We start from the raw sequence: 24,601 nt of genomic DNA, 5'->3' as shown, positions 1-24,601 counted from the left end.
CCCCTTCGGCGATGCACCCCCCAGCCGGGTGTGGTGGGATCAACGCCTATGGGAATCAAGGTGGGGCTGGAGCATCGCACCAGTTACACGTTCGACCGGCTGGTGAAAGTCCATCCACACGTCGTCCGTCTGCGTCCGGCGCCACATTCGCGCACTCCGATCGAGGCGTATTCGCTGCAGGTCGAGCCCGCCGACCACTTCGTCAACTGGCAGCAGGACGCGTTCGGCAACTTCCTGGCCCGGCTGGTGTTTCCCAACCGCACGCGGGAATTGACCATCACGGTCGGCCTGATCGCCGACCTCAAGGTCATCAACCCCTTCGACTTCTTCATCGAGGAATTCGCCGAGACCTGGCCGTTCGAGTACCCGAAGGCGCTGCTCGAGGATCTCAAGCCGTACCTGCGGCCGGTCGACGAGGACGGCGAGGGTTCCGGGCCCGGTGAGCTGACGCGCGACTGGGTGCGGAACTTCCACGTGCGCCCGGGCACCCGCACCATCGACTTCCTGGTCGCCCTCAACGGGGCGATCAACGCCGACGTCGGCTACAGCGTCCGCATGGAAGCCGGTGTGCAAACACCAGATCACACCCTGCAGACCGCCATCGGATCCTGCCGGGACTCAGCCTGGCTGATGGTCTCGGTGTTGCGTCAGATGGGTCTGGCCGCTCGATTCGTCTCCGGGTACCTGGTCCAGCTGACCTCCGACGTCAAGGCGCTCGACGGTCCGTCGGGACCGGCCGCGGACTTCACCGACCTGCATGCCTGGACCGAGGTGTACATCCCGGGTGCGGGCTGGATCGGACTGGACCCGACCTCGGCCCTGTTCGCGGGTGAGGGCCACATCCCGCTGTCGGCGACGCCGCACCCGGCCTCGGCGGCGCCGATCACGGGGGCCACCGACCCGTGTGGGGTGACCCTCGACTTCTCCAACCTGGTGACGCGGGTGCACGAAGACCCCCGCGTGACGCTGCCCTACACCCCGGCCGCCTGGGAGTCGATCGTCGACCTGGGAGCCGCGGTCGACGCGCGGATGGCCGCGGCCGACGTCCGGCTGACCATGGGCGGCGAGCCGACCTTCGTCTCGATCGACAACCAAGTCGACCCCGAGTGGACGACCGACGCCGACGGGCCGCACAAACGCCAACGGGCTTCGGCGCTGGCCGCGCGGCTCAAGGAGATCTGGGCCCCAGAGGGCGTGGTGCAGCGCTCGCAGGGCAAGTGGTATCCGGGAGAGCCCCTGCCGCGCTGGCAGATCATGCTGCACTGGCGCGCCGACGGAAAGCCGCTGTGGAACGACGCGGCGTTGCTGGCCGACCCGTGGGCGGAGTCTCCCGCCGACCCCGTCCCACCCGATTCGGGACGGCGTGTCCTGGACGCGATCGCCGCCGGACTCGGTCTGCCCGAGACCCAGGTGCGCCCCGCCTACGAGGACGCCCTGGCCAAGTTGGCCACCGCGGTTCGGCAGCCGGCCGGGGAACCCGTCGCCGCCGGCGACGACCTGGTCACCGACACGCCCGAGGCCAGAACGAACCTGCTGACCCGGCTCGACGAGTCGGTCACCGAGCCGAGCGCCTACGTGCTGCCGCTGCATCGTCGCGAGGACGACACCGGCTGGGCCAGCGCGGACTGGCAACTCCGGCGCGGCCGCATCGTGCTGTTGTCCGGCGACTCGCCAGCCGGCCTGCGCCTGCCGCTGGACGCCATCAGCTGGAAGCCACCCCGGGCGACGCTCGACGCCGACCCGCTCGCCGCCCGCGGCGAACTGCCCGAGGATTCCGAGGACGAGGGCGCCGAGATCGAGGAGGCCAGCGGCGCGCCGATCACCGCGATGGTCGCCGAGGTCCGCGACGGCGTGCTGTACGTCTTCCTGCCTCCGACCGAGGAGCTCGAGCACTTCGTCGACGTGGTGACCCGGCTGGAGGCGGCCGCCGCCGCGGCCAACTGCGCGCTGGTGCTGGAGGGGTACGGACCCCCGGCCGACGCACGGCTGACGTCGATGTCGGTGACACCCGACCCGGGTGTCATCGAGGTCAACGTCGCCCCGACCGCCAGTTTCGCCGAACAGCGCCAGCAGCTCGAAACCCTCTACGAGCAAGCACGACTCGCCCGCCTGTCGACGGAGTCCTTCGACGTCGACGGCACCCACGGCGGCACCGGCGGCGGCAACCACATCACCCTTGGCGGTATCACGCCCGCCGAGTCGCCGATGTTGCGACGCCCCGACGTGTTGGTGTCGATGCTCACCTATTGGCAGCGTCATCCCGCCCTGTCGTATCTGTTCTCCGGCCGCTTCATCGGCACCACCTCCCAGGCGCCCCGGGTCGACGAGGGGCGCACCGAGGCACTCTACGAACTCGAGATCGCCTTCGCCGAGATCGACCGTCTGACAAGGGAAGTCGAGCCGTCCGAGGACGAGGCGGGCTCTGCTCCGGAACAGGGTCGCTCCGGAGGCTCCGCTCCGTGGATCGTCGACCGAGCCCTGCGCCACCTCCTCACCGACATCACCGGCAACACCCACCGCGCGGAGTTCTGCATCGACAAGCTCTACAGCCCCGACAGCGCGCGCGGGCGGTTGGGATTGTTGGAGCTTCGCGGCTTCGAGATGCCGCCGCACTTCCAGATGGCCATGGTCCAGTCGCTGCTGGTGCGCTCCCTGGTGTCGCTGTTCTGGGATCAGCCGCTTCGCGCGCCGCTGATCCGCCACGGTGCCAATCTGCACGGTCGATACCTGTTGCCGCACTTCATCATCCAGGACATCGCCGAGGTTGCGGCCGACCTTCGGGCGCACGGTCTCGCCTTCGACACCAGCTGGCTCGACCCCTTCACCGAATTCCGCTTCCCGCGCGTGGGCACCGCGGTGTTCGACGGCGTGGAGATCGAGTTGCGCGGCGCGATCGAGCCGTGGAACGTCCTGGGGGAGGAGTCCACCGCGGGCGGCACCGCCCGCTACGTCGACTCCTCCGTCGAGCGCCTCCAGGTCCGACTCATCGGGGCCGACCGCGACCGCTACGTCGTCACCGCCAACGGCCATCCGATACCGCTGCTCGCGACCAACAGTGGCGACGTGCAGGTTGGCGGGGTGCGCTACCGGGCCTGGCAGCCCCCCAGCGCGCTGCACCCCACCATCACCGTGGACGACCCGCTGCGCTTCGAGCTCGTCGACGTCGCGACCGGGACCTCGCGCGGCGGCTGCACCTACCACGTCAGCCACCCCGGCGGCCGGTCATATGACAACCCTCCCGTGAACGCCGTCGAAGCGGAATCGCGCCGCGGTCGGCGATTCGAGGCCACCGGATTCACCCCGGGTCAGGTGGACGTCTCCGACATCCGGGAGAAGCAGGCCCGTCAGTCCACCGATGCGGGCGCGCCGGGCATCCTGGATCTGCGTCGGGTACGTACCGTGCTGCGGTGATGGTCCTACGCATCAGCGGCCCCCCGGAGCCCACACCCGCCGTCAGCCTGCTCGCGAAGTACCGCGACGCCCGGCCGCAGGACTCGCTGTTCGACGAGCGCGCCGGCAACGGTTACGACGAGTTCGTCGACCCGTCCGGCACGGTCCGGCCGGCCTGGCGCGAACTGGCCGAGTGCGTCGCCGAGCGCGGCCCCTACGGCCTGGAACGGTTGCGGTCGGTGGTCAGCAGCCTCGTCGACGACGACGGCATCACCTTCGTTCAGGTGGATCCCGCCGCCGTGGGTGACGCCGTCACCCACGGCGACGGCACCCAGGTTCCCGGCCCCTGGCTCCTGGACCCGCTGCCCGTCGTCGTCTCCTCGTCGGACTGGGAGACCCTGGAAGCCGGTCTGGTTCAACGCTCGCGACTGATGGACGCCGTGCTGACCGACCTCTACGGTGCGCGCCGGTCGATCACCAGCGGGGTCCTGCCCCCGCAGCTTCTCTTCGCCCACCCCGGGTACGTCCGCGCCGCCCGCGGCATCGAGGTGCCCGGGCGACATCAGCTCTTCATCCACGGGGTCGACGTCAGCCGCGACGAATCCGGCGAGTTCCGCGTCAACGCCGACTGGACCCAGGCGCCGTCCGGGGCCGGGTACGCCCTGGCCGACCGCCGGGTGGTCGCGCACGCGTTTCCCGAACTCTACGAACGCATCGCACCCCGACCGGCCTCACCGTGGGCCCAGGCGCTGAGGCTCGCCCTCATCGACTCCGCTCCGGAGGCCGCCGAGGAGCCCGTGGTGGTCGTGCTCAGCCCGGGCACCCACTCCGAGACGGCCTTCGACCAGGCCTACCTCGCAAGCGTTCTCGGCTTCCCCCTCGTGGAGAGCGCCGACCTGGTGGTCCGCGACGGCAAGCTGTGGATGCGGTCCCTCGGCACGCTCAAGCGCGTCGACGTGGTGCTGCGCCGCGTCGACGCCGCCTACGCCGACCCGCTGGATCTGCGGGCCGATTCACGTCTCGGCGTCGTCGGATTGGTCGAGGTGCTGCGACGCGGCGCGGTCACCGTGGTCAACACCCTCGGCAGTGGAATCCTGGAAAGCCCCGGGCTGCAACGCTTCCTGCCGGAGCTGGCCGAACTCCTCGTCGGTGAGACACCGCAATTGGCCGCAGCGCCGATGTACTGGGGCGGTATCGACGTGGAGCGTTCGCATCTGCTGAGCCACCTGGCGACGCTGCTGATCCGGCCGGTCACCGGCGGCGAACCCATCGTCGGACCCACGCTGTCCAGCGGGGATCTCGACGACCTGGCGGCGCGGATCGGCGCGACCCCGTGGCAGTGGGTCGGCCAGGAGTTGCCGCAGTTCTCCTCCGCGCCCACTGCGCACTCGCCCAACGGGCTGTCCCCGGGAAGCACCGGCATGCGGTTGTTCACCGTGGCACAGCGCGGCGGGTACGCCCCGATGGAGGGCGGACTGGGTTACCTCCTGGAACAGGGCGACGCGGCCTACCGGATGAACACCCTTGCCGCCAAGGACGTCTGGGTGCGCTCGCCGACACGGGTGACCGCGGAACGGACGCCCGCCCCCTCGGTCGACCTACCTGCCATCAACCCGAGCCCGACCCGCGCGGTCAGTTCGCCGCGCGTGCTGTCGGATCTGTTCTGGCTCGGCCGCTACGGCGAGCGCGCCGAGAACATGGCGCGTCTGCTCGGCGTCACCCGCGAGCGGTACCACGAATTCCGCTACCGCCAGGACATTCCCGGCAGTGAATGCGTACCCGTGCTGCTGACCGCACTCGGGCTCATCACCGGCACCGACACCGGTGCCGCCGGCGACGCCGCCGAGATGATCGCCATCGCGCCGACGACGCTCTGGTCGCTGACCGCGGACCGCCGCCGCGCCGGATCTCTGGCTCAATCGGTCGAGCGGCTCGGGTCCTCCGCCCGCGCGGTTCGCGACCAGATGTCCAACGACACGTGGATGGTGCTCGCCGCCGTCGACCGTGCCGTGCTTCGGCATTCGACGACGCCACCGGACTCCCTGGCCGAAGGCGACGGTTATCTGGCCACCGCGCACAGCCAGACCCTGGCCGGGATGCTGGCGATGTCCGGCGTGGCGTCGGAGTCGATGGTCCGCGACGTCGGCTGGACCATGATGGACATCGGCAAGCGCATCGAGCGCGGCATCTGGCTGGCGGCCCTCATGCGGGCCACGCTGACGACGGTGCGCAGTCGCGGGGCCGAGCAGACCATCACCGAGTCGACGTTGGTGGCGTGCGAATCGTCGGTCATCTACCGCCGACGCACCCTCGGCAAGGTCAGCGTCGCGGCGGTGGCCGACCTGTTGCTCTTCGACGGCGAGAATCCGCGCTCCCTGGCCTACCAGTTCGACCGGCTGCGGATGAACCTCAAGGCGCTGCCGTCCTCCTCGGGATCCACCGGCCCCGAACGCCTCGTCGACGAGGTGGCCGCCCGGCTGCGTCGGCTCGACCCCGCCGACCTCGAGGACGTGACCGACGGCACGAGGCCCGAACTCGACGGCCTGCTCGGCGGCATCCACGACGATCTTCGCGAGCTGTCCCGTCGCATCACCGCGACCCACCTCTCGCTGCCCGGCGGAATGCAACCGATCTGGGGCCCGGACCAGCGACGGGTCATGCCGTGACCGCGACGGTGGGCACCCGGGCCTACGAGATCACCCATCGGACCATGTACCACTACTCCGACGACGTGACGAGCTCCTACGGTCGGGGCTTCTTGACCCCGCGTAATTCGACCAGGCAGCGGTGTCTGTCGCACGAGCTGCAGATCGACCCCGAGGCGGCCGACAGTTCTACCAGCCGCGACGCCTTCGGAAACGTCAGCTCGTACTTTCACGTCACCGAACGCCACCGGGCGCTGACCATCACCAGCCGCTCGGTGGTCGAGGTCGACCCGCCGCCGCCCGGGTTGTACGAAGGCGGCTCGGCACTCGCGCCGTGGGAGATCTCCCGTCCCGTCGGCACCGAGGGTGCTCTGGCGGTCGAATTCACCCTGGATCTGCAGCAGCCCGAGATCACCGACGCCGTCCGCGATTACGCCGCGCCCAGTTTCGAGCCCGGCCGTCCCCTCGTCGACGTGCTGCGTGACCTCAACGCCCGGATCAACCACGACTTCACCTACCGCTCGGGGTCGACGACGGTGTCCACCAGGGTCGCCGAAGTTTTGGTGGCACGCGAGGGGGTATGTCAGGACTTCGCCAGGCTCGCGATCGCGTGCCTGCGCTCCAACGGTCTCGCCGCCAGCTACGTCTCCGGCTATCTCGCGACGGACCCACCTCCTGGAAGGGAACGCATGGTCGGGATCGACGCGACGCACGCCTGGGCGTCGGTGTGGACACCGCAGAATCAATGGTTCGGGTTCGACCCCACCAACGACGCACTGGTCGACGAGCGCTACGTGGTCGCGGGTTTCGGTCGTGACTACGTCGATGTACCACCACTGCGCGGCATCATCTACACCGACTCGGAGAGCAGCAAGATCGACGTGTCGGTCGACGTGGCTCCGCTGACCGGCGGTGCCACCGGTGCGTGACTTCATCTGTCCCAACTGCGGACAGCATCTGGCCTTCGAGAACTCGGTGTGTCTGTCGTGCCGCAGCCGGCTGGGGTTCTCCCTGGACGACATGGCCTTCCTGGTGATCGCCACCGGTGAGGGCAGCGAACACGGCGGCGCAGTCGACGCCAGCGAGTACCGGCTGTGCGCCAATCTCCATGCCGCCGAATGCAACTGGCTGGTCAAGGTGGCACCCGTGCCGCAGCTGTGCACCTCGTGCGCGCTGACTCGGATGCGACCCAACGACGCCGACAAGCCGGCGATGACGGCCTTCGCGGTCGCCGAGAAGGCAAAACGCCGGCTGATCGTCGAACTGGTCGACCTCAAGCTGCCCATCGTCGGGCGCGACCTCGACCCCAACTACGGCCTGGCCTTCGACCTGTTGTCCAGCGAGTTCGAGAAGGTGTTCACCGGACACGAGAACGGCGTCATCACCCTCGACCTCGCCGAGGGCGACGACGTGCATCGCGAGCAGTTGCGGATCGCGATGGCCGAGCCGTACCGGACGCTTCTCGGGCACTTTCGCCACGAGATCGGGCATTACTACTATTACCGACTGGTCGGTGTCGCCTCCGAATACCAGCAGCGGGCTCGAGAGTTGTTCGGCGACGCCGAATCCGACTACCAGGCCGCCCTGGACCGCCACTACGGCGAGGGCGCGCCCCCCGGATGGGAACGCGACTTCGTGTCGTCCTACGCCACGATGCACCCGGCCGAGGATTGGGCTGAGACCTTCGCGCACTACCTCCACATCCGCGACACCCTGGACACCGCCGCGGCGTTCAGCTTCGCCCCGGCCGGGGCGACGTTCGAACGGAGGAACCTGGGCCCCAGCGGATTCGACTCGATCATCGATCTGTGGCTGCCGCTGTCGTGGGCGCTGAACATGGTCAACAGGTCGATGGGACACGACGACCTCTACCCGTTCGTGCTGCCGGCGAAGGTGCTCGAGAAGATGCGCTTCATCCACACCGTGATCGACGAGATCACCTCCGACCCGGCCAAGTTGGCCGCCGCCAGGGGCACGGCCTAGCGGTCGACCAGCCCGCCCTCCAGCAGGCTCCGGCCCGTGTCGACCAATGTGTCGGCCACCGGACGGGGGTGCCAGCCGAGCAGTTCGGTGGCCTTGGTCGCCGAGATGCGCTTCGGCTCGCCGAGCAGCCCGGCAAGTTCGCGCAACGCGGGGACGAATCGGGCGCCCACCCGCACCAGCCAGTCGGGCGCCGTCAGCCGGGGCACTCGGCGCCCCGCGGGACCTAGTCGGGACCGCAACGTCGCGGCGGTCTCGGGAAACGACACGGGCTGGCCGGCCGCGGCCAGGAATCGTTCGCCGATCGCCCGCGGATCCTCCAGCGCCATGACGTGGAGATCGGCGACGTCGCGGACGTCGACCACGGCGAAGGACGCGTGGGGCAGCAGCGGCGGCCGTCCCTGCAGGAGTCCCTTGACGATCTGCACCGACGTCGCCAGATCCGTACCGAGCACCGGTCCGAAGATGCCCACGGGGTTGACCACCGTCAGCTGCAGGTCGTGGGTGGCGGCGAACTCCCACGCGTCGCGCTCGGCGAGCGTCTTGGACTTCACGTAGGGAGAGTTGGGCGCTGCGGCGTCGGTCCAGTCGCTCTCGTCGTACGGTGCCCCCGACGACTTGGGGCTGTAACCGACGGCTGCGAACGACGACGTGAGGACGACCCGGCGGATCCCGGCGGCCTTCGCGGCGCGTAGCACCCGCAGGGTGCCGTCGCGGGCCGGCACGATGACGTCGTCCTCGTTCTCCGGCTGGCGGGCCGGGAACGGCGACGCGACGTGCAGCACTGCTTCGCAACCATCGACGGCTGACGCCCAGCCGTCGTCGGCGGTCAGGTCGGCGACGGCGAATTCGAGCGAGCCGTCGTCGGGCGCCAGGCCCAGCGCCTTTCGTACGGACGATTCCCGGCCGGGGGACCGGACCGTCGTGCGCACGCGGTACCCACCTGCCAGCAGGCGCTGGATGACGTGTCCGCCGAGGAATCCCGAGCCGCCGGTGACCAGGACCAGCCCGCGACGCTCAGACATCGCTGCCCGCCCCCTCGTCGGCCAGCAAGCGGGCCCCGAGGTCGAGGACCGTCTCGATGATCTCTCGTTCGGCGGCCACGTCGCCGGTCTCCCTCGCCGCCCACATCTGCGCCTTGGCCTCGACGTAGCGCTCCCGCAGGCGCAGCCGGGCGATCTCGTCGCGCAATCTCGCGGCGTGCGCCTCGAACAGCGCGCGCTGATCGGCGATGGCCTCGGAGCCGCGACGCGTGTTGGCCACGTAGCGCCGGATGTCGGCGACCGACATGCCGCTTCCGCGTAGGCAACTCAGCGATTCGACGGCGCCGACCAGGTCGGCGGGGTAGCGCCGGTGGCCGCTGCTGGGGTCCCTGGGCACGGCCTCGATGAGACCGATGCGTTCGTAGTACCGCAGGGTGGACTCGGCCAGGCCGGTGCGGCGCGAGACTTGCTGAATGGTCAGGTCGCGATCGGCAGTCGCGACGGCGTCGGTGGTCATGGCTCCACTCTGCCGAACTTGAAGCGCTTCAAGTCAAGTCTCGGTCACCGATCGGTTACGGCGTCGGCGCGGCAGCCCCCGGAGGCCGGCATCATTCCTAGGCTCGGCTCCGTGAACGACAGATACGGCTCCGACATCCTGTCCCGAGATCCGCATGCTGCGCGGCGGGTGCGCTCCACCGAGATGGCGGCCGACGTCGGCCTGGTCGTCGAAGACGTCGAAACCGGCTACGTCGGAGCCATCGTGGCCGTCGAGTACGGCCGGATGGTGCTGGAGGACTTCGACGGTCACCGACGACCCTTCACGGTCGGACCTGGATACCTCGTCGACGGCAAGCCGGTGATCCTGACCCCGCCCAAGGCCACGGCGCCCGCCGCACCCACCCGCACGGCGTCCGGCTCGGTCGCCGTCGCGCACGCCCGCGCGCGCACCGCCCGCGCCAGCCGCATCTACGTCGAGGGTCGCCACGACGCCGAACTCGTCGAGCAGGTGTGGGGCGCCGACCTCCGCATCGAGGGCGTCGTCGTCGAATACCTGGGCGGCGTCGACGATCTCGCCGCCATCGTCGCGGACTTCGATCCCGGCCCCGGTCGCCGGCTCGGCGTGCTCGTCGACCACCTCGTCGCCGGTTCGAAGGAGGCCCGCATCGCCGAGGCCGTCCGGCGCGGCCGCGGTGGTGAGCAGACCCTGGTGGTCGGTCACCCCTACGTCGACGTGTGGCAAGCGGTGAAGCCCGCCCGGCTGGGACTTCGACGGTGGCCGGTCATTCCCCGCGACGTCGAGTGGAAGCACGGGATCTGCGACGCGCTGGGTTGGCCGCATGCCACCCAGGCCGACATCGCCGCGGCGTGGCGCCGCATCCGCGGCACGGTCCGCGACTGGAACGACCTGGAGCCCGCGCTGATCGGCCGCGTCGAGGAACTCATCGACTTCGTCACCACGGGATAGTGGTGGACGCCGACCCGTTCATGGGCCATCATCCGTGGCATGTCCGTGCCTCCGCCACCGCCGTCCGACTCCAATCCTGCGTATCCGCCGCCTCCGTACGGTGCTGATCCGTCCCTGCCGCCGCCCGTCGGTGACTACGGCGCGCCACCGCCTCCTCCGCCGTACGGGGCTTATCCGCCGCCGTACCTCGGCCAGTACGGGGTGGACGCGTGGGGCCGGCCACTGTCGGACAAGAGCAAGCTGGTGGCCGGACTGCTGCAGCTGTTCCTGGGCACCTTCGGCATCGGACGGTTCTATCTGGGCTACAACGGCATTGCCATCGCCCAGCTCGCCGTGAGCCTGCTGACCTGTGGCATCGGTGCGATCTGGCCGTTCGTCGACGGCATCCTCATCCTGATCGGCAAGGTGCAGGACCCCAGCGGACGTCCCTTGCGCGAGTGAAGTGGTAAGCCTGTCCCGTGGCTGATGGTCTGTTCGACGTGACGCCCGAGCCGGGTGACGGTGAGGGCATTCCGGGTGGGGGACCGTCGTCTCCGCTCGCCGTGCGGATGCGTCCCGCCAGCCTCGAGGAGGTGGTCGGACAGGACCACCTGCTGCGCGACGGCTCGCCCCTGCGCCGGCTGGTCGACGGTTCCGGCGCAGCATCGGTCATCCTCTACGGCCCACCGGGCACCGGGAAGACGACGCTGGCGTCTCTGATATCCCAGGCCACCGGGCGCCGATTCGAGGCGTTGTCGGCGCTCTCGGCGGGGGTGAAGGACGTGCGCGCGGTGATCGACGTCGCCCGTCGGGCGGCCGTGCACGGCAAGCAGACCGTCCTCTTCATCGACGAGGTGCACCGCTTCTCCAAGACCCAGCAGGACGCCTTGCTGGCGGCCGTGGAGAACCGCGTCGTCCTGCTGGTGGCGGCGACCACCGAGAACCCGTCGTTCTCCGTGGTGGCACCGCTGCTGTCGCGGTCGCTGATCCTGCAGCTGCAACCCCTGGGCGCCGACGCGGTGCGCACGGTCGTCGAGCGCGCCGTCGCCGACCCGCGGGGCCTCGACGGCTCGGTGACCGTCGAACCCGACGCGGTCGAACTGCTGGTGCAGCTGGCCGCGGGCGACGCCCGCCGGGCGCTGACCGCGCTGGAGGTCGCGTCCGAGACGGCGGGAGTGGCGGGTTCGGTGACCGTCGAGGTGGTCGAACAGTCACTGGACAAGGCTGCCGTGCGCTACGACCGCGACGGAGACCAGCACTACGACGTCGTCAGCGCGTTCATCAAGTCGGTCCGCGGCTCCGACGTCGACGCGGCCCTGCACTACCTGGCTCGCATGCTGACCGCGGGCGAGGACCCGCGCTTCATCGCCCGACGGCTGACGATCCTCGCCAGCGAGGACGTCGGGATGGCCGATCCGACGGCGCTGCTGACGGCCGTTGCCGCCGCGCAGACCGTGGCCCTGATCGGCATGCCGGAGGCGCAGCTCACGCTCGCCCATGCCACCGTGCACCTGGCGACCTGCCCGAAGTCCAACGCCGTGACCACCGCCCTGTCGGCGGCGATGGGCGACATCAAGGCGGGCAAGGCGGGGTTGGTCCCGCCGCACCTTCGCGACGGTCACTACTCGGGGGCCGCGGCCCTGGGCAATGCCCAGGGCTACGTCTACCCCCACGGCGACCCGGATGGCATTGTGCCGCAACAGTATGCGCCCGACGAACTGGTAGGTGTCGACTACTACCGGCCGACCACCCACGGCGCCGAGCGCGACATCGCCGGGCGCCTCGACAAGCTGCGGGCCATTCTTCGCCGACGGCGGTAGGCCCTCGACACGCACTCAGGGCTGCGATCCGAGGATCGCAGCCCTGAGTGGTCTTCTGGGGGACTAGCGGCGCAACGTGCCCGTGCGGCGACGGCCCATGAGGCCGGCCACCAGGGCCACGCCGACCGCGGCGACGATGACCTGGACGAGCAGTTCCATCCAGTCGACGCCGTTGGTGGCGGTCGGGATTCCGAGCTGGCGGGCCAGCCAGGTGCCGATCAGCGCCGAGAGGATGCCGACGACGATCGTGACGAGCAACCCGATGGGCTGCTTGCCGGGCAGGACCAGTCGTCCAAGCAGGCCGATGATGGCGCCGATGACGATTGCGGTGATGATGCCTGTGGGTGTCATGGGAGGTCACTTCCGTCGAGGGGTGCGAGGTGCGTTGAGCTGGAACAGAAGTACCCCCGAGGGGCGTCAATAAACGTCGCCGTGAATTACCGTGCCACGTAATCTCGGGTCGTGAACTCGAAAGTGATCGACGTCGACACCTCCCGTCGCCGCACCGTGGACCTCACCGATGCCGTCCGGTCGTTCTGCGCCTCGCGCGGTGACGGCCTGTGCAACGTCTTCGTCCCGCATGCCACGGCCGGTGTCGCGATCCTCGAGACCGGTGCCGGCTCGGACGCCGACTTCGTGGACGCCCTCGAGCGACTGCTGCCTCGCGACGACCGCTACCGCCATGCGCACGGCTCGCCGGGGCACGGCGCCGACCACGTGCTGCCGGGTCTGGTCGCGCCGTCGGTGACGATTCCGGTCCAGCGCGGTGAGCCGCTGCTCGGCACCTGGCAGAGCGTCGTGCTGGTCGACCTGAACGTGGACAACCCGCGGCGCTCGGTGCGCATCAGCTTCGTGCAGGGCTGAGCCGCGCCCTTGCCGGGTTGATCGTGATGGGCCGGTAGTGTGATGCGGTCGAGAATCGGCGCAGGGGCAGACACCGAGTGATCAAGGACGGCAGCACGTGCAGACACACGAGATCAGGAAGCGCTTCCTCGATCACTTCGTGAACGCGGGCCACACCGAGGTGCCGAGCGCATCGGTGATCCTCGACGATCCGAACCTGCTGTTCGTCAACGCAGGCATGGTCCAGTTCGTGCCCTACTTCCTGGGTCAGCAGAAGCCGCCGTGGGATCGTGCGACCAGCGTGCAGAAGTGCATCCGCACCCCCGACATCGACGAAGTCGGCATCACCACTCGCCACAACACCTTCTTCCAGATGGCCGGCAACTTCTCCTTCGGCGACTACTTCAAGAAGGGCGCCATCGAGTTCGCCTGGACCCTGCTGACCAACCCGCAGGATCAGGGCGGGTACGGCTTCGACCCCGAAACGCTATGGGCGACGGTCTATCTCGACGACGACGAGGCGATCACCCTCTGGCAGGAAGTGGCGGGGCTGCCACTGGATCGCATCCAGCGTCGTGGCATGGCCGACAACTACTGGTCCATGGGCATTCCCGGTCCGTGCGGTCCGTCCTCGGAGATCTACGTCGACCGCGGACCCGAGTACGGCGTCGACGGCGGCCCAGAGGCCAACGAGGACCGCTACATCGAGATCTGGAATCTCGTCTTCATGCAGAACGAGCGGGGCGAGGGCACGGGCAAGTCCGACTTCGAGATCCTTGGCCCTCTGCCGCGCCAGAACATCGACACCGGCATGGGCGTGGAGCGCGTCGCGTGCCTGCTGCAAGGCGTGGACAACGTCTACGAGACCGATCTGATGCGGCCCGTCATCGACCTCGTGTCGGTCCGCGCGCCTCGGCCCTATGGCGCCGGCAACCACGAAGACGACGTCCGATACCGCATCATCGCTGACCACAGCCGCACCGCGGCGATCATCATCGGTGACGGCGTCACCCCCGGCAACGACGGCCGCGGGTACGTGCTGCGCCGGCTGCTGCGCCGGGTCATCCGCTCGGCCAAGCTGCTCGGCATCGACACCCCGGTCATCGGCGAGCTGATGGCGTGCGTCCGCGACTCGATGGGACCGTCCTATCCGGAACTCGTCAGCGACTTCGACCGGATCAACCGGATCGCCATCGCCGAGGAGACGGCGTTCAACCGCACGCTGACCTCCGGGTCACGACTGTTCGAGGATGCGGCCGCGTCCACCAAGGCATCCGGGGCCTCCGTGCTCTCCGGCGCCGACGCGTTCGCGCTGCACGACACCTACGGCTTCCCGATCGAACTGACCCTGGAGATGGCCGCCGAGACGGGGCTGACCGTCGACGAGGAGGGCTTCCGCGGCCTGATGGCCGAACAGCGTCAGCGCGCCAAGGCCGACGCCGCCGCCCGCAAGCACGCCCACGCCGACCTGTCCGCGTACCGCGAGCTCGTCGACGCCGGTGCCACCGAGTTCACCGGCTTCGACGAATTGTCCTCCGAGGCACGGATTCTCGGCATCTTCGTCGACGGAAGGCGAGTGCCCGTCGTCGCCCACGACGGAGCGTCCGCCGAGCGCGTCGAGCTGGTCTTGGACCGCACTCCGCTCTACGCCGAGTCCGGCGGGCAGATCGCCGACGTGGGGTCGATCACCGGGACGGGTTCGAGCGCTGCGGCGAAGGCCGCCGTCACCGACGTGCAGAAGATCGCCAAGACGCTGTTCGTGCACCGCGTCAACGTGGAGTCCGGCGAATTCGTCGAGGGTGACGCGATCGTCGCCAGCGTCGACCCGTCGTGGCGCCACGGTGCCACCCAGGGCCACTCCGGCACCCACATGGTGCACGCCGCACTGCGACAGGTGTTGGGTCCCAACGCCGTTCAGGCCGGATCGCTGAACCGGCCGGGCTACCTGCGCTTCGACTTCAACTGGCAGGGCGCACTCAGCGACGACCAACGCGAGCAGATCGAGGTCGTCACCAACGAGGCCGTCCAAGCCGACTACGCGGTCAACACCATGTACACCAAGCTCGAGAAGGCCAAGGCCATGGGCGCGATGGCGCTGTTCGGCGAGGCCTACCCCGAGGACGTCCGCCTCGTCGAGATCGGCGGGCCGTTCTCCCTCGAACTCTGCGGTGGCACCCACGTACACAACTCCGCTCAGATCGGACCGGTGACGATCCTCGGCGAGTCCTCGGTCGGATCGGGCGTCCGACGCGTCGAGGCCTACGTCGGCCTCGACTCCTTCAGGTACCTGGCGAAGGAGCGCGCGCTGCTCGCGGGCCTGGCGTCGTCACTGAAGGTGCCGTCCGAGGAAGTGCCCGCCCGCGTCGCCACCCTCGTCGAACGCCTCAAGGTCGCCGAACGGGAACTCGACCGGGCCCGGCTCGCCGGGGCCCGTGCGGCCGCGGCAGACGCCGCAGCCGGGGCGGAACAGGTGGGTAGGGTGCGGGTCGTGGCACAGCGCATCGCCGGCGGCGTCTCGGCCGCGGACCTGCGCAGCCTCGTCGGTGACGTCAAGGGCAAGCTCGGCTCCGAACCGGGTGTGGTGGCCCTGATCGCCGATCCGGCCGACACCGGCGGGGCCGTGCCGTACGTCGTCGCGGTCAACGCCGCCGCGCAGGATCTCGGTCTCAGCGCCAACGACCTCGTGAAGGTACTGAGCTCCACGGTCGACGGCCGAGGCGGCGGTAAGGCCGACCTGGCCCAAGGCTCGGGCAGCGGGGCGGCCGACGTCGACGCGGCACTGTCGGCGTTGCTCGCCGAGATCGCCCGGAGCTGACTCGGTTGACCGACACCGACCACCGTCAGCCCGACCGGCCAGGTGGTGACGACCCCGGACGAGGACGACGGCTCGGCGTCGACGTGGGCACGGTGCGGATCGGCGTCGCCACCAGCGATCCCGACGGGATCCTGGCGACGCCCGTGGAAACGGTGGCCCGGGACCGACGGGACGTGACCGGCAGGCACATTCGCCGGCTCGCCCAACTGACCGACGAACTGGCCGCGGTGGAAGTCGTCGTCGGCCTGCCCCGCACCCTCGCCGACCGCACCGGTCCCTCGGCGCTGGATGCCATCGCCGTCGCCGACGCCCTCGCCGCCAAGATCGCCCCGATCCCGGTGCGACTGTCCGACGAGCGACTCACCACCGTCACCGCCCAGAGGTCGCTGCGAGAGGCCGGCGTCCGCGCGAAGGGACAGAAATCGATGATCGACCAGGTGGCCGCCGTCGGCATCCTGCAGACCTGGTTGGACCAACGGCGAGACGTCCTCGCAAAGAGCAGCGGAGCATCCGATGCCTGACGACTGGAGCCGCGACCGGCCGGCGCCCGAAGCGGTGGGACGGCCCCGCCGGACGATGAGTCGCACCGAGCGGGCGCGGGCCAACCGCAACCGCCGGCGGCGCCGCAACCTCACCGTGCTGTCGGTCGTGGTGCTCGTCGCCGTGGTCGTCGGCGTCGGGGTCCTGGGCTCCAAGGTGTGGCACGGAATAGTCGGTACGCCCAACGACTACTCCGGTGACGGGGTCAAGGACGTCGTGGTGCAGGTGCACAACGGTGACACCACCACGGCCATCGGCAAGACCCTGCAGGACGGCGGCGTGGTGGCGACGTCACAGGCCTTCGTCGACGCGGCGGCGGGCAATTCGTCCATCTCGGCCATTCAGCCGGGGTTCTACAAGATGCGCACCGAGATTCCCGCCGCCAACGCCGTCACCCGGCTCGTCGATCCCGAGAATCGCGTCGGCCGGCTGACCATCCCCGAGGGCCGCCAACTCGACGACATCGCCGACGTGAAGTCCGGTGCCGTCACCAAGGGTGTCTTCTCGCTGATCGCCGACGCCACCTGCGTGGACCTGGACGGCGACAGGACCTGCGGCGTGAACGCCGACGCGCTGAAAGACGCGGCGGGCGCCGCCGAGCTCGCCGCGCTGACCGTCCCCGCCTGGGCCCTTGACCCCGTCAAGGCGATGGGTGCCGACCACCGGCGCCTCGAAGGCTTGATCGCACCGGGCACCTGGAACATCGACCCGTCGGCACCGGCCACGAGCATCCTGGCCACGCTGATCGGTGCCAGCGCAACGCAGTACGAGCAGAACGGTCTGCTGGCCGCCGGCAACGCCGAGAATCTCTCGCCGTATCAGGTCCTGATCGTCGCCTCGCTGGTGCAACGCGAGTCCAAGCCGCAGGACTTCGCCAAGGTCGCCAGGGTCATCTACAACCGGCTGATCGCCCCCGACCACCGCCGCCTGGAGTTCGACTCCACGGTCAACTACTCACTGGACCGCCAGGAGATCGCCACCACCGACGCCGATCGGGGCAGGGACACGCCCTGGAACACCTATGTGCGCGAAGGTCTTCCGGCCACGCCGATCTGCGCACCGGGCCAGCCCGCACTCGCTGCGGCCGAGAGCCCGGAGCCGGGGGACTGGCTGTACTTCGTCACCGTCGACATGCAGGGCACCACGTTGTTCACACGCGACTACCAGCAGCACCTGGCCAACATCGAAGTGGCCCGACGCAACGGTGTGCTCGACAGCTCGCGATGACGGCCCGCCGCGCGGCGGTGCTGGGCTCGCCGATCGCGCACTCCCGCTCACCGCAGCTGCACCTGGCGGCCTACCGCGCGCTCGGACTGCTCGATTGGACCTATGAGCGCATCGAGTGCACCGCCGATCGATTGCCCGCCCTGGTGGGCGGGATGGGACCCGAGTGGGTTGGCCTGTCGGTCACGATGCCGGGGAAGTTCGCCGCGCTGCGGTTCGCCGACGAGCGGACCGCCCGCGCCGATCTCGTCGGCTCCGCCAACACCTTGGTCCGGACCGCGTCGGGCTGGCTGGCCGACAACACCGACGTCGACGGTGTGATCGGCGCGTTGGGCGGACTTTCGGCGCCGTCGACGGCCGCGGTGCTCGGATCGGGCGGCACCGCGCCGGCCGCGCTGGTGGCCTTGGCCGAGCTGGGCGCCCGCGAGGTCGCCGTCGTCGCCCGTAGTTCCGAGCGGGCCGCCCCGCTCGTCGAGCTCGGTACGAAATGCGGCATGGCGACGCGCTGGGTCGAGCTGGGCCAGCCGTTGCCCGCCGTCGACGTCGTGGTCAACACGATTCCCGCCGACGTGGCCGCCCGCTTCGTCCACACCGTTGCCGCGGCCCCGGTGCTGCTCGACGCGATCTACGACCCGTGGCCGACGCCGCTCGCCGTGGCCGTCGCGGCCGAGGGCGGCCACGTCGTCAACGGTCTGCAGATGCTGCTGAATCAGGCCTTCGCGCAAGTGGAGCGGTTCACCGGCCTGCCTGCGCCAAAAGAGGCGATGACCGCGGCGTTGGGACGACCTTAGGCTCGTCGAGTGGGGGAGGCCGCGGTGGTGCTGGCGCTGTCGTGGTTGACGGCGCTGACGTTCTACGACGTGACGCAGCGGCGGCTGCCCAATGCCCTCACCCTGCCCGGTGCGGTGGCGGTGCTGGCCGGCGCGGCGGTCGAGGGCCGCGGGCAGGCGGCACTGCTCGGGGCGCTGGCGTTGGCCGCTTCGTACCTGATCGTGCATCTGATCGTCCCGGCCGCCATGGGTGCCGGGGACGTGAAATTGGCCCTCGGCGTCGGCGGGCTGAGCGGTGCGTTCGGCGTGGACGCCTGGGTGCTCGCCGCAGTGGCGGCGCCGCTGCTGACCGCGGCCTGGGGACTGGTGGTGCTTCCGCGGCACGGGGCGCGGGTCACGGTGCCGCACGGGCCGTCGATGTGCGTGGCGACGGCGGCCGCGGTGGCGTTGGTGATCGTCTGAACCCGCACCCGATCCGAGGCCCTACCGTGAAGCGATGCCGACCCGCGCCGCGACACCCGACGACCTGGTCGCAGTCGCCGAGATCTACGCCCATTACGTGCGGACCAGCGTCGCGACCTTCGAACTCGAGCCCCCCGACGACGTCGAGTGGCGGCGCCGCTTCGACGCGATCGTCGATGCGGGGCTGCCGTTCCTGGTCACCGAACGCGACGACCTGGTCGCCGGGTACGCCTATTGCGCGCCGTGGAAGACCAGACCCGCCTACGCCGGCACCGTCGAGGATTCCGTCTACGTCTCGCCGTCGTCGGTCGGGCGGGGCTGCGGCACCGAGCTGCTCGGCGACCTCCTCGACGCCTGTCGCGCCGCGGGGCTCCGCGAGGTCATCGCGGTGATCGCCGACACCGGCAATCCCGCCTCGGTGGAACTGCATCGGCGGTTCGGCTTCGCCGACGCCGGCCGCCTCGTGGGCGTCGGCGTCAAGCACGGTCGACGGGTCGACACGGTGTTGCTGCAGCTCGGCCTCGCATGACGGATTACCTCAGGTCGGGGGGGCCGTGGGAAGATGGGACGCGTGTTGCGATGGACCACAGCTGGTGAATCACACGGCCGAGCACTCGTGGCGATGGTCGAGGGCATGGTGGCCGGCGTGGAGGTCACGACGGCCGACATCGCCGCCGAACTGAAGCGGCGCCGACTCGGCTACGGCCGAGGCGCGCGGATGAAGTTCGAGGCCGATGCCGTGACGGTGCTGACGGGCGTGCGCCACGGCGTGACCCTGGGCGGCCCCATCGCCGTGGAGATCGGCAACACCGAATGGCCCAAGTGGGAGACGGTGATGGCCCCCGACCCGGTCGACCAGTCCGATCTCGACGGGGCGCGCAACGCGCCGCTGACGCGGCCGCGTCCCGGGCACGCCGACTACGCGGGCATGCTCAAGTACGGTTTCGACGACGCCCGCCCAGTACTGGAGCGAGCCAGCGCCCGCGAGACCGCCGCCCGGGTGGCCGCCGGCACCGTCGCGCGGGCGTTCCTGCGCCAGGCGCTCGGGGTGGAGGTGCTCTCCCACGTCGTCTCGATCGGTGCGTCGGCGCCCTATCAGGGACCGCCTCCGCAACCGGCTGACCTGGCTCGCATCGACGACAGCCCGGTGCGCGCGTTCGACGAGGCCTACGAGAAGGCGATGATCGCCGAGATCGAGGCCGCCAAGAAGGACGGCGACACCCTCGGCGGTGTCGTCGAGGTGGTCGTGCAGGGCTTGCCGATCGGTCTGGGCTCGTTCACCAGCGGCGACAACCGTCTCGACAGCCAGCTCGCGGCGGCCGTGATGGGCATTCAGGCCATCAAGGGCGTCGAGATCGGTGACGGCTTCGAGACTGCGCGCCGGCGCGGCAGTGTGGCGCACGACGAGATCTACCCCGGTCCCGACGGCGCGGTCCGCTCGACCAACCGTGCCGGCGGTCTCGAGGGCGGCATGACCAACGGTCAGCCGCTGCGGGTGCGCGCCGCGATGAAGCCCATCTCGACGGTGCCGAGGGCGTTGGCGACGGTCGACATGTCCACCGGCGAAGAAGCCGTCGCGATCCACCAGCGCTCCGACGTGTGCGCCGTCCCAGCAGCCGGTGTCGTGGTGGAGTCGATGGTGGCGCTGATCCTGGCGCGGGCCGCCCTGGAGAAGTTCGGCGGCGACTCGCTGGCCGAGACCATGGCCAACGTCGACGCCTACCTGGCGTCCATCTCCGCCCGAGACCAGGCTCGGGCGTCGGGCTGATGGCGCCGGTGGCCGTGCTGGTGGGCATGCCTGGCTCGGGCAAGTCCACCATCGGGCGCCGCCTGGCCAAGGCGTTGGACGTGCCGCTGCTGGACACCGACGCCAAGATCGTGGAGACCACCGGCCGCGCCATCGCCGACATCTTCCGCGACGGTGAGCCGGAGTTCCGTCGCATCGAGGCCGACGTGGTGTGCGCGGCGCTCGCCGAGCATGACGGCGTCGTCTCCCTCGGTGGCGGTGCGATCACCACACCACGCGTGCGCGAGGCGTTGGCCGGACACACCGTGGTCTACCTGGAAATCAGTGCGGCCGAAGGCGTTCGGCGTACCTCCGGCGGCACCACCCGGCCGCTGCTGGCCGGTGCCGACGCCGGCGAGCGCTTCCGCGAACTCATGACCCAGCGGGTGCCGCTGTACCGCCAGGCGGCCACTTTGCGCATCAACACCAACCGTCGCAACCCCGGTGCCGTCGTCCGCCAGATCGTGCAGCGGATGGAGTCGGCCGGTGGCGAGCGTCAACAGCGGCGCCGGCGTCGGTCGGCGTGGCGCCGGCTGCCCACCGTCCTGAACCCAGCACCCACCACCGAAGCGCCGCCCAGTCCCGCGGCGCTGGCCCGTCGAGCAGAGGCGCGTAATGACTGAACCCGTGACCGTCGACGTCCTCGTCGACCGGCCGTACCCGGTGATCATCGGAACGGGGTTGCTCGAGGACCTCGGCCGGGTCCTCGAGGGTCGGCACCGGGTCGCGATCCTGCACCAGCCGGTGTTGAACGCGACCGCGGAGTCGATCCGAAACCATTTGGCGGAGAAGGGGATCGACGCGCATCGCATCGAGATCCCGGACGCCGAGGATGGCAAGGAACTGCCGGTCGTCGGCTTCATCTGGGACGTGCTGGGCCGCATCGGCGTGGGGCGCCAGGATGCCATCGTGAGCCTCGGCGGCGGCGCGGCCACCGACGTCAGCGGGTTCGCGGCGGCCACCTGGCTGCGCGGCGTCGACGTGGTGCACGTGCCGACGACCTTGCTCGCGATGGTCGACGCGGCCGTCGGCGGCAAGACCGGCATCAACACCGAGGCCGGCAAGAACCTGGTCGGCTCGTTCCATCAGCCGCTTGCGGTGCTGGTCGATCTCGCCACCCTGGAGTCGTTGCCACGCAACGAGATCGTGGCCGGGATGGCCGAGATCGTGAAGGCCGGCTTCATCGCCGACCCGAAGATCCTCGACCTGATCGAAGCCGATCCCGAGGCGGCGCTTGATCCGACGGGTTCGGTTCTGCCCGAACTGATCCGCCGCTCCGTGGCGGTCAAGGCGGAGGTCGTCGCGGCCGACGAGAAGGAGTCCGCGCTACGCGAGATCCTCAACTACGGCCACACGCTGGCTCACGCCATCGAGCGGCGTGAGCGCTACCGCTGGCGCCATGGTGCCGCCGTGTCGGTCGGGTTGGCGTTCGCCGCCGAATTGGGCAGGCTCGCAGGACGCCTCGACGACGAGACCGCCGACCGTCACCGGTCGATCCTGACGGCGCTGGGGCTGCCGGTGACCTACGACGCGGATGCGCTGCCGCAGCTGCTGGAGTACATGGCCGGGGACAAGAAGACCCGGTCGGGGGTGCTGCGCTTCGTGGTGCTCGAGGGGCTGGCCAAGCCGGGCCGACTGGAGGGTCCCGACCCGGCGTTGCTGGCGGCCGCCTACTCCGAGATCGGAACCCGCTGATGGCCAAGGTCAACGTGTTCAACGGTCCCAACCTTGGTCGGCTGGGCAAGCGGCAACCCGAGGTCTACGGCAGCACCACCCACGACGACCTCGTCGCACTCATCGAGCGGGAAGCCGCCGAGCTCGGCCTCGACGTCGTCGTCCGGCAGACCAACAGCGAGGCCGAACTGCTGGGCTGGGTGCACGACGCCGCCGACGCGAAGGAACCCGTCGTGCTCAACGCCGGAGCGCTGACCCACACGTCGGTGGCGCTACGCGATGCGTGTGCGGAGCTGACGGCCCCGCTGATCGAGGTGCACATCTCCAACGTGCACGCGCGCGAGGAGTTTCGGCACCACTCGTATCTCAGTGGCGTGGCCACCGGCGTCATCGTCGGTCTGGGGGTGCAGGGCTACGCGCTGGCCCTGCGGTACCTGGCCGGCAGCGACTAGGACTGCTCGCGGCCGCGCTCGGTCGTGGCCTCGGAGGACGCTTCGTGTTCGCGTGGCTCGGTGACGGTCGAGGTGAGGCTCTCGGTCCGCACCGCCTCGGTGCCCTCGGCCGACGCGGACCGGTCGTCGTCGGGGTGGTTGCCCGCGTTGACCGCCGCGAAGACGTCGGTGTCGGCGCGGTCGCCGTCCTCGCCACGGCGCTGTACGGGCGGGGCCTTGCGGTCGACGAGGGCGCGTCCCAGCGCCACGCCGGCGAGTGCGAAGACGAACATCAGCAGCGCAGTGAACGCCGCGAACGTGGTGACCTCGTTGATCAGACCCTGGGCGTAGAGGTTCTCGTAGAACAGTGAGATGAACCACGCCACGAAGCCGCTGACGATGCCGGCGAAGAGTCCGCCCAGCAGCCAGGTCATCGCCAAGTCGCCCCGGCGGTCGGGGTCTGGGTTGGCGCGTGCGTCGGCGCGACCGTCGGTCAGACCCCACACGAATGCGGCGATGGCGAACACGGAGACCAGCAGAATGCTGATCCAGAGTGCCTGACTCTCCATCAGATTGATCAGGGCTCCCTGGAGCAAGCGGACGATGACCATCAGGGCGGCGAACACCAGTCCGCGCAGCAACCACTTACTCATGGGGGCACAGCGTAGCGAGTACCGTCAGGCGCTGTGACGATTTCCCAGCGCAGGGCGCGCCTGCGTCGCCGACTGGCCGCCGCAAATTTGGACGCGATGTTGGTAACGGACCTGGTGAACGTCCGATACCTGTCTGGATTCACCGGTTCGAACGCCGCCTTATTGGTCCGCGCCGACGACGAGGTTCCGCTGCTCGCAACCGACGGTCGGTACATCACGCAGGCCGCGCAGCAGTCGCCAGACGCCGAAGTCGTCATCGAACGTGCGTGTGCGCCGCATCTGGCGGCCGCGGCGGTTGGGCTGGGGGTGCGACGGCTCGGCTTCGAGAGCCACGTCGTGACGGTCGACAACCACGCCGTGTTGGTGAAGGCCGCCGGTGAGGTCGAGTTGGTGCGTGCCGCCGGCGCCGTGGAGGCGCTGCGCGAGGTCAAGGACGCGGGGGAGATCGCCCTTCTGCGGTTGGCCTGCGAGGCCGCCGACGCCGCGCTGACCGACCTGGTCGCCGCGGGCGGCTTGCGGGCCGGGCGCACCGAGAGGGAGGTGGGGCGTGATCTGGAGTCGCGCATGCTCGACCGCGCCGCCGACGGAGTGTCCTTCGAGACGATCGTCGCCGCGGGTGCCAATTCGGCGATTCCGCATCACCGACCGACAGACGCCGTGCTCGCGGCGGGCGACTTCGTCAAGATCGACTTCGGCGCGTTGGTGGGCGGCTACCACTCGGACATGACGCGGACCTTCGTGTTGTCGCCGGTGGCCCAGTGGCAGCTCGACGTCTACGACCTGGTCGCGACGGCTCAACGCCACGGTCGGGAGGCCTTGGCCCCGGGCGTGTCGCTGTCCGGCGTGGACGGGGCGTCGCGGCAGGTAATCGCGGACGCCGGGTTCGCCGAGCAGTTCGGGCACGGTCTGGGGCACGGGGTCGGGTTGCAGATCCACGAAGCGCCGGGAATCAGTGCGTCATCCGCCGGTACACTGCTTGCTGGCTCTGCGGTCACCGTGGAGCCCGGGGTCTATCTGCCCGGCCGTGGCGGTGTCCGCATCGAGGACACGCTGGTCGTGGGCAGTGACGACAAACCCACCCCCGAGTTGCTGACCCGGTTCCCCAAGGAACTGGCAATTCTCTAAAGAGGCTAGGAGTAGT

Annotated in this window: 23 protein-coding genes; 19 read left to right on the top strand and 4 right to left on the bottom strand. The window is 69.8% G+C overall.

The features are described from left to right. Positions 1-48: 48 nt before the first annotated feature. The 4 genes from ABZ195_RS13505 to ABZ195_RS13490 are packed head-to-tail and all read left to right on the top strand — an operon-like array spanning position 49 to position 8,018. Complete coding sequence (locus ABZ195_RS13505; protein WP_355218385.1) at positions 49-3,411, top strand: transglutaminase family protein; 3,363 nt, start codon at positions 49-51, stop codon at positions 3,409-3,411. Beyond that, entirely contained in the window at positions 3,411-6,056 is a 2,646-nt protein-coding gene (locus ABZ195_RS13500) for a circularly permuted type 2 ATP-grasp protein (RefSeq protein WP_355218556.1), read from the top strand. The genes ABZ195_RS13505 and ABZ195_RS13500 overlap by 1 nt, the downstream gene beginning before the upstream one ends. Further along, a complete protein-coding gene (locus ABZ195_RS13495) occupies positions 6,053-6,964 on the top strand; it encodes a transglutaminase family protein (protein ID WP_355218383.1) in 912 nt (303 codons plus the stop codon). Before ABZ195_RS13500 ends, ABZ195_RS13495 begins: the two co-directional genes overlap by 4 nt. Further along, positions 6,957-8,018 (top strand): putative zinc-binding metallopeptidase, encoded by a 1,062-nt coding sequence (locus ABZ195_RS13490; RefSeq protein ID WP_355218381.1) that lies wholly within the window; start codon positions 6,957-6,959, stop codon positions 8,016-8,018. The genes ABZ195_RS13495 and ABZ195_RS13490 overlap by 8 nt, the downstream gene beginning before the upstream one ends. On the opposite strand, the gene ABZ195_RS13485 is transcribed toward ABZ195_RS13490, so the two are convergent. Together ABZ195_RS13485 and ABZ195_RS13480 are read right to left on the bottom strand one after the other, a co-directional pair. Continuing rightward, positions 8,015-9,040, bottom strand: coding sequence for an aldehyde reductase (locus tag ABZ195_RS13485; RefSeq protein ID WP_355218379.1), 1,026 nt, complete (start codon positions 9,038-9,040; stop codon positions 8,015-8,017). The two genes, ABZ195_RS13490 and ABZ195_RS13485, sit on opposite strands and share 4 nt — an antisense overlap. Next, positions 9,033-9,515 (bottom strand): MerR family transcriptional regulator, encoded by a 483-nt coding sequence (locus ABZ195_RS13480; protein WP_355218377.1) that lies wholly within the window; start codon positions 9,513-9,515, stop codon positions 9,033-9,035. The genes ABZ195_RS13485 and ABZ195_RS13480 overlap by 8 nt, the downstream gene beginning before the upstream one ends. Positions 9,516-9,626: 111 nt before the next feature. Between ABZ195_RS13480 and ABZ195_RS13475 the strand changes: the two genes are divergently transcribed. From ABZ195_RS13475 to ABZ195_RS13465, 3 genes are read left to right on the top strand one after another with little or no spacing between them, the layout of a single operon-like run. Then, on the top strand, positions 9,627-10,463 hold the full coding sequence (locus tag ABZ195_RS13475; RefSeq protein ID WP_355218375.1) for a DUF3097 family protein: 837 nt from the start codon (positions 9,627-9,629) through the stop codon (positions 10,461-10,463). A gap of 39 nt (positions 10,464-10,502) precedes the next feature. Continuing rightward, positions 10,503-10,904, top strand: a complete 402-nt coding sequence (locus tag ABZ195_RS13470; RefSeq protein WP_355218373.1) for a TM2 domain-containing protein — start codon at positions 10,503-10,505, stop codon at positions 10,902-10,904. A 29-nt stretch (positions 10,905-10,933) separates the two neighbouring features. Next, positions 10,934-12,262, top strand: coding sequence for a replication-associated recombination protein A (locus ABZ195_RS13465; RefSeq protein ID WP_355218554.1), 1,329 nt, complete (start codon positions 10,934-10,936; stop codon positions 12,260-12,262). A 63-nt stretch (positions 12,263-12,325) separates the two neighbouring features. Here ABZ195_RS13465 and ABZ195_RS13460 read toward each other — a convergent pair whose 3' ends face one another. Next, positions 12,326-12,613: a GlsB/YeaQ/YmgE family stress response membrane protein gene (locus ABZ195_RS13460; RefSeq protein WP_355218371.1), complete on the bottom strand. Its 288-nt coding sequence runs from the start codon at positions 12,611-12,613 to the stop codon at positions 12,326-12,328. 123 nt (positions 12,614-12,736) lie between these two features. Here ABZ195_RS13460 and ABZ195_RS13455 point away from each other — a divergent pair, with 123 nt between their 5' ends. The 11 genes from ABZ195_RS13455 to aroQ all read left to right on the top strand — a co-directional run bounded on the left by ABZ195_RS13455 (position 12,737) and on the right by aroQ (position 22,828). Further along, the gene (locus ABZ195_RS13455; RefSeq protein ID WP_355218552.1) at positions 12,737-13,126 is read left to right on the top strand and encodes a secondary thiamine-phosphate synthase enzyme YjbQ; all 390 of its coding nucleotides are present in this window, start codon (positions 12,737-12,739) and stop codon (positions 13,124-13,126) included. 97 nt (positions 13,127-13,223) lie between these two features. Then, a complete protein-coding gene (alaS, locus tag ABZ195_RS13450; RefSeq protein WP_355218369.1) occupies positions 13,224-15,920 on the top strand; it encodes an alanine--tRNA ligase in 2,697 nt (898 codons plus the stop codon). Between the two features lie 5 nt (positions 15,921-15,925). Continuing rightward, positions 15,926-16,441, top strand: a complete 516-nt coding sequence (gene ruvX / locus ABZ195_RS13445) for a Holliday junction resolvase RuvX (protein WP_355218367.1) — start codon at positions 15,926-15,928, stop codon at positions 16,439-16,441. After that, entirely contained in the window at positions 16,434-17,687 is a 1,254-nt protein-coding gene (mltG, locus tag ABZ195_RS13440; protein WP_355218365.1) for an endolytic transglycosylase MltG, read from the top strand. Before ruvX ends, mltG begins: the two co-directional genes overlap by 8 nt. After that, positions 17,684-18,475, top strand: coding sequence for a shikimate dehydrogenase (locus ABZ195_RS13435; RefSeq protein ID WP_355218363.1), 792 nt, complete (start codon positions 17,684-17,686; stop codon positions 18,473-18,475). Before mltG ends, ABZ195_RS13435 begins: the two co-directional genes overlap by 4 nt. A 9-nt stretch (positions 18,476-18,484) precedes the next feature. After that, positions 18,485-18,916, top strand: coding sequence for an A24 family peptidase (locus ABZ195_RS13430; RefSeq protein ID WP_355218361.1), 432 nt, complete (start codon positions 18,485-18,487; stop codon positions 18,914-18,916). 34 nt (positions 18,917-18,950) lie between these two features. Then, complete coding sequence (locus tag ABZ195_RS13425) at positions 18,951-19,445, top strand: N-acetyltransferase family protein (protein WP_355218359.1); 495 nt, start codon at positions 18,951-18,953, stop codon at positions 19,443-19,445. A gap of 42 nt (positions 19,446-19,487) precedes the next feature. Then, positions 19,488-20,684, top strand: a complete 1,197-nt coding sequence (gene aroC, locus ABZ195_RS13420; protein WP_355218357.1) for a chorismate synthase — start codon at positions 19,488-19,490, stop codon at positions 20,682-20,684. Next, positions 20,684-21,325 carry a shikimate kinase gene (locus tag ABZ195_RS13415; RefSeq protein ID WP_355218355.1) on the top strand — a complete coding sequence of 214 codons (642 nt, stop codon included), beginning with the start codon at positions 20,684-20,686 and terminating at the stop codon, positions 21,323-21,325. Before aroC ends, ABZ195_RS13415 begins: the two co-directional genes overlap by 1 nt. Continuing rightward, entirely contained in the window at positions 21,318-22,397 is a 1,080-nt protein-coding gene (aroB, locus tag ABZ195_RS13410; protein ID WP_355218353.1) for a 3-dehydroquinate synthase, read from the top strand. Before ABZ195_RS13415 ends, aroB begins: the two co-directional genes overlap by 8 nt. After that, a complete protein-coding gene (aroQ, locus tag ABZ195_RS13405; RefSeq protein ID WP_355218351.1) occupies positions 22,397-22,828 on the top strand; it encodes a type II 3-dehydroquinate dehydratase in 432 nt (143 codons plus the stop codon). The genes aroB and aroQ overlap by 1 nt, the downstream gene beginning before the upstream one ends. On the opposite strand, the gene ABZ195_RS13400 is transcribed toward aroQ, so the two are convergent. Then, the gene (locus ABZ195_RS13400; RefSeq protein WP_355218349.1) at positions 22,825-23,460 is read right to left on the bottom strand and encodes a B-4DMT family transporter; all 636 of its coding nucleotides are present in this window, start codon (positions 23,458-23,460) and stop codon (positions 22,825-22,827) included. The genes aroQ and ABZ195_RS13400 overlap by 4 nt on opposite strands. 33 nt (positions 23,461-23,493) lie before the next feature. Between ABZ195_RS13400 and ABZ195_RS13395 the strand changes: the two genes are divergently transcribed. Beyond that, a complete protein-coding gene (locus ABZ195_RS13395) occupies positions 23,494-24,585 on the top strand; it encodes a Xaa-Pro peptidase family protein (protein WP_355218347.1) in 1,092 nt (363 codons plus the stop codon). Positions 24,586-24,601 lie beyond the last annotated feature (16 nt).

Origin of the sequence: Mycobacterium sp. NPDC006124 (assembly GCF_040614235.1) — a bacterium.
Classification (GTDB): Bacteria; Actinomycetota; Actinomycetes; order Mycobacteriales; family Mycobacteriaceae; genus Mycobacterium.
The sequence above is the reverse complement of the archived record's forward strand: the minus strand, read 5'-3'. Positions and strand labels throughout refer to the sequence as shown.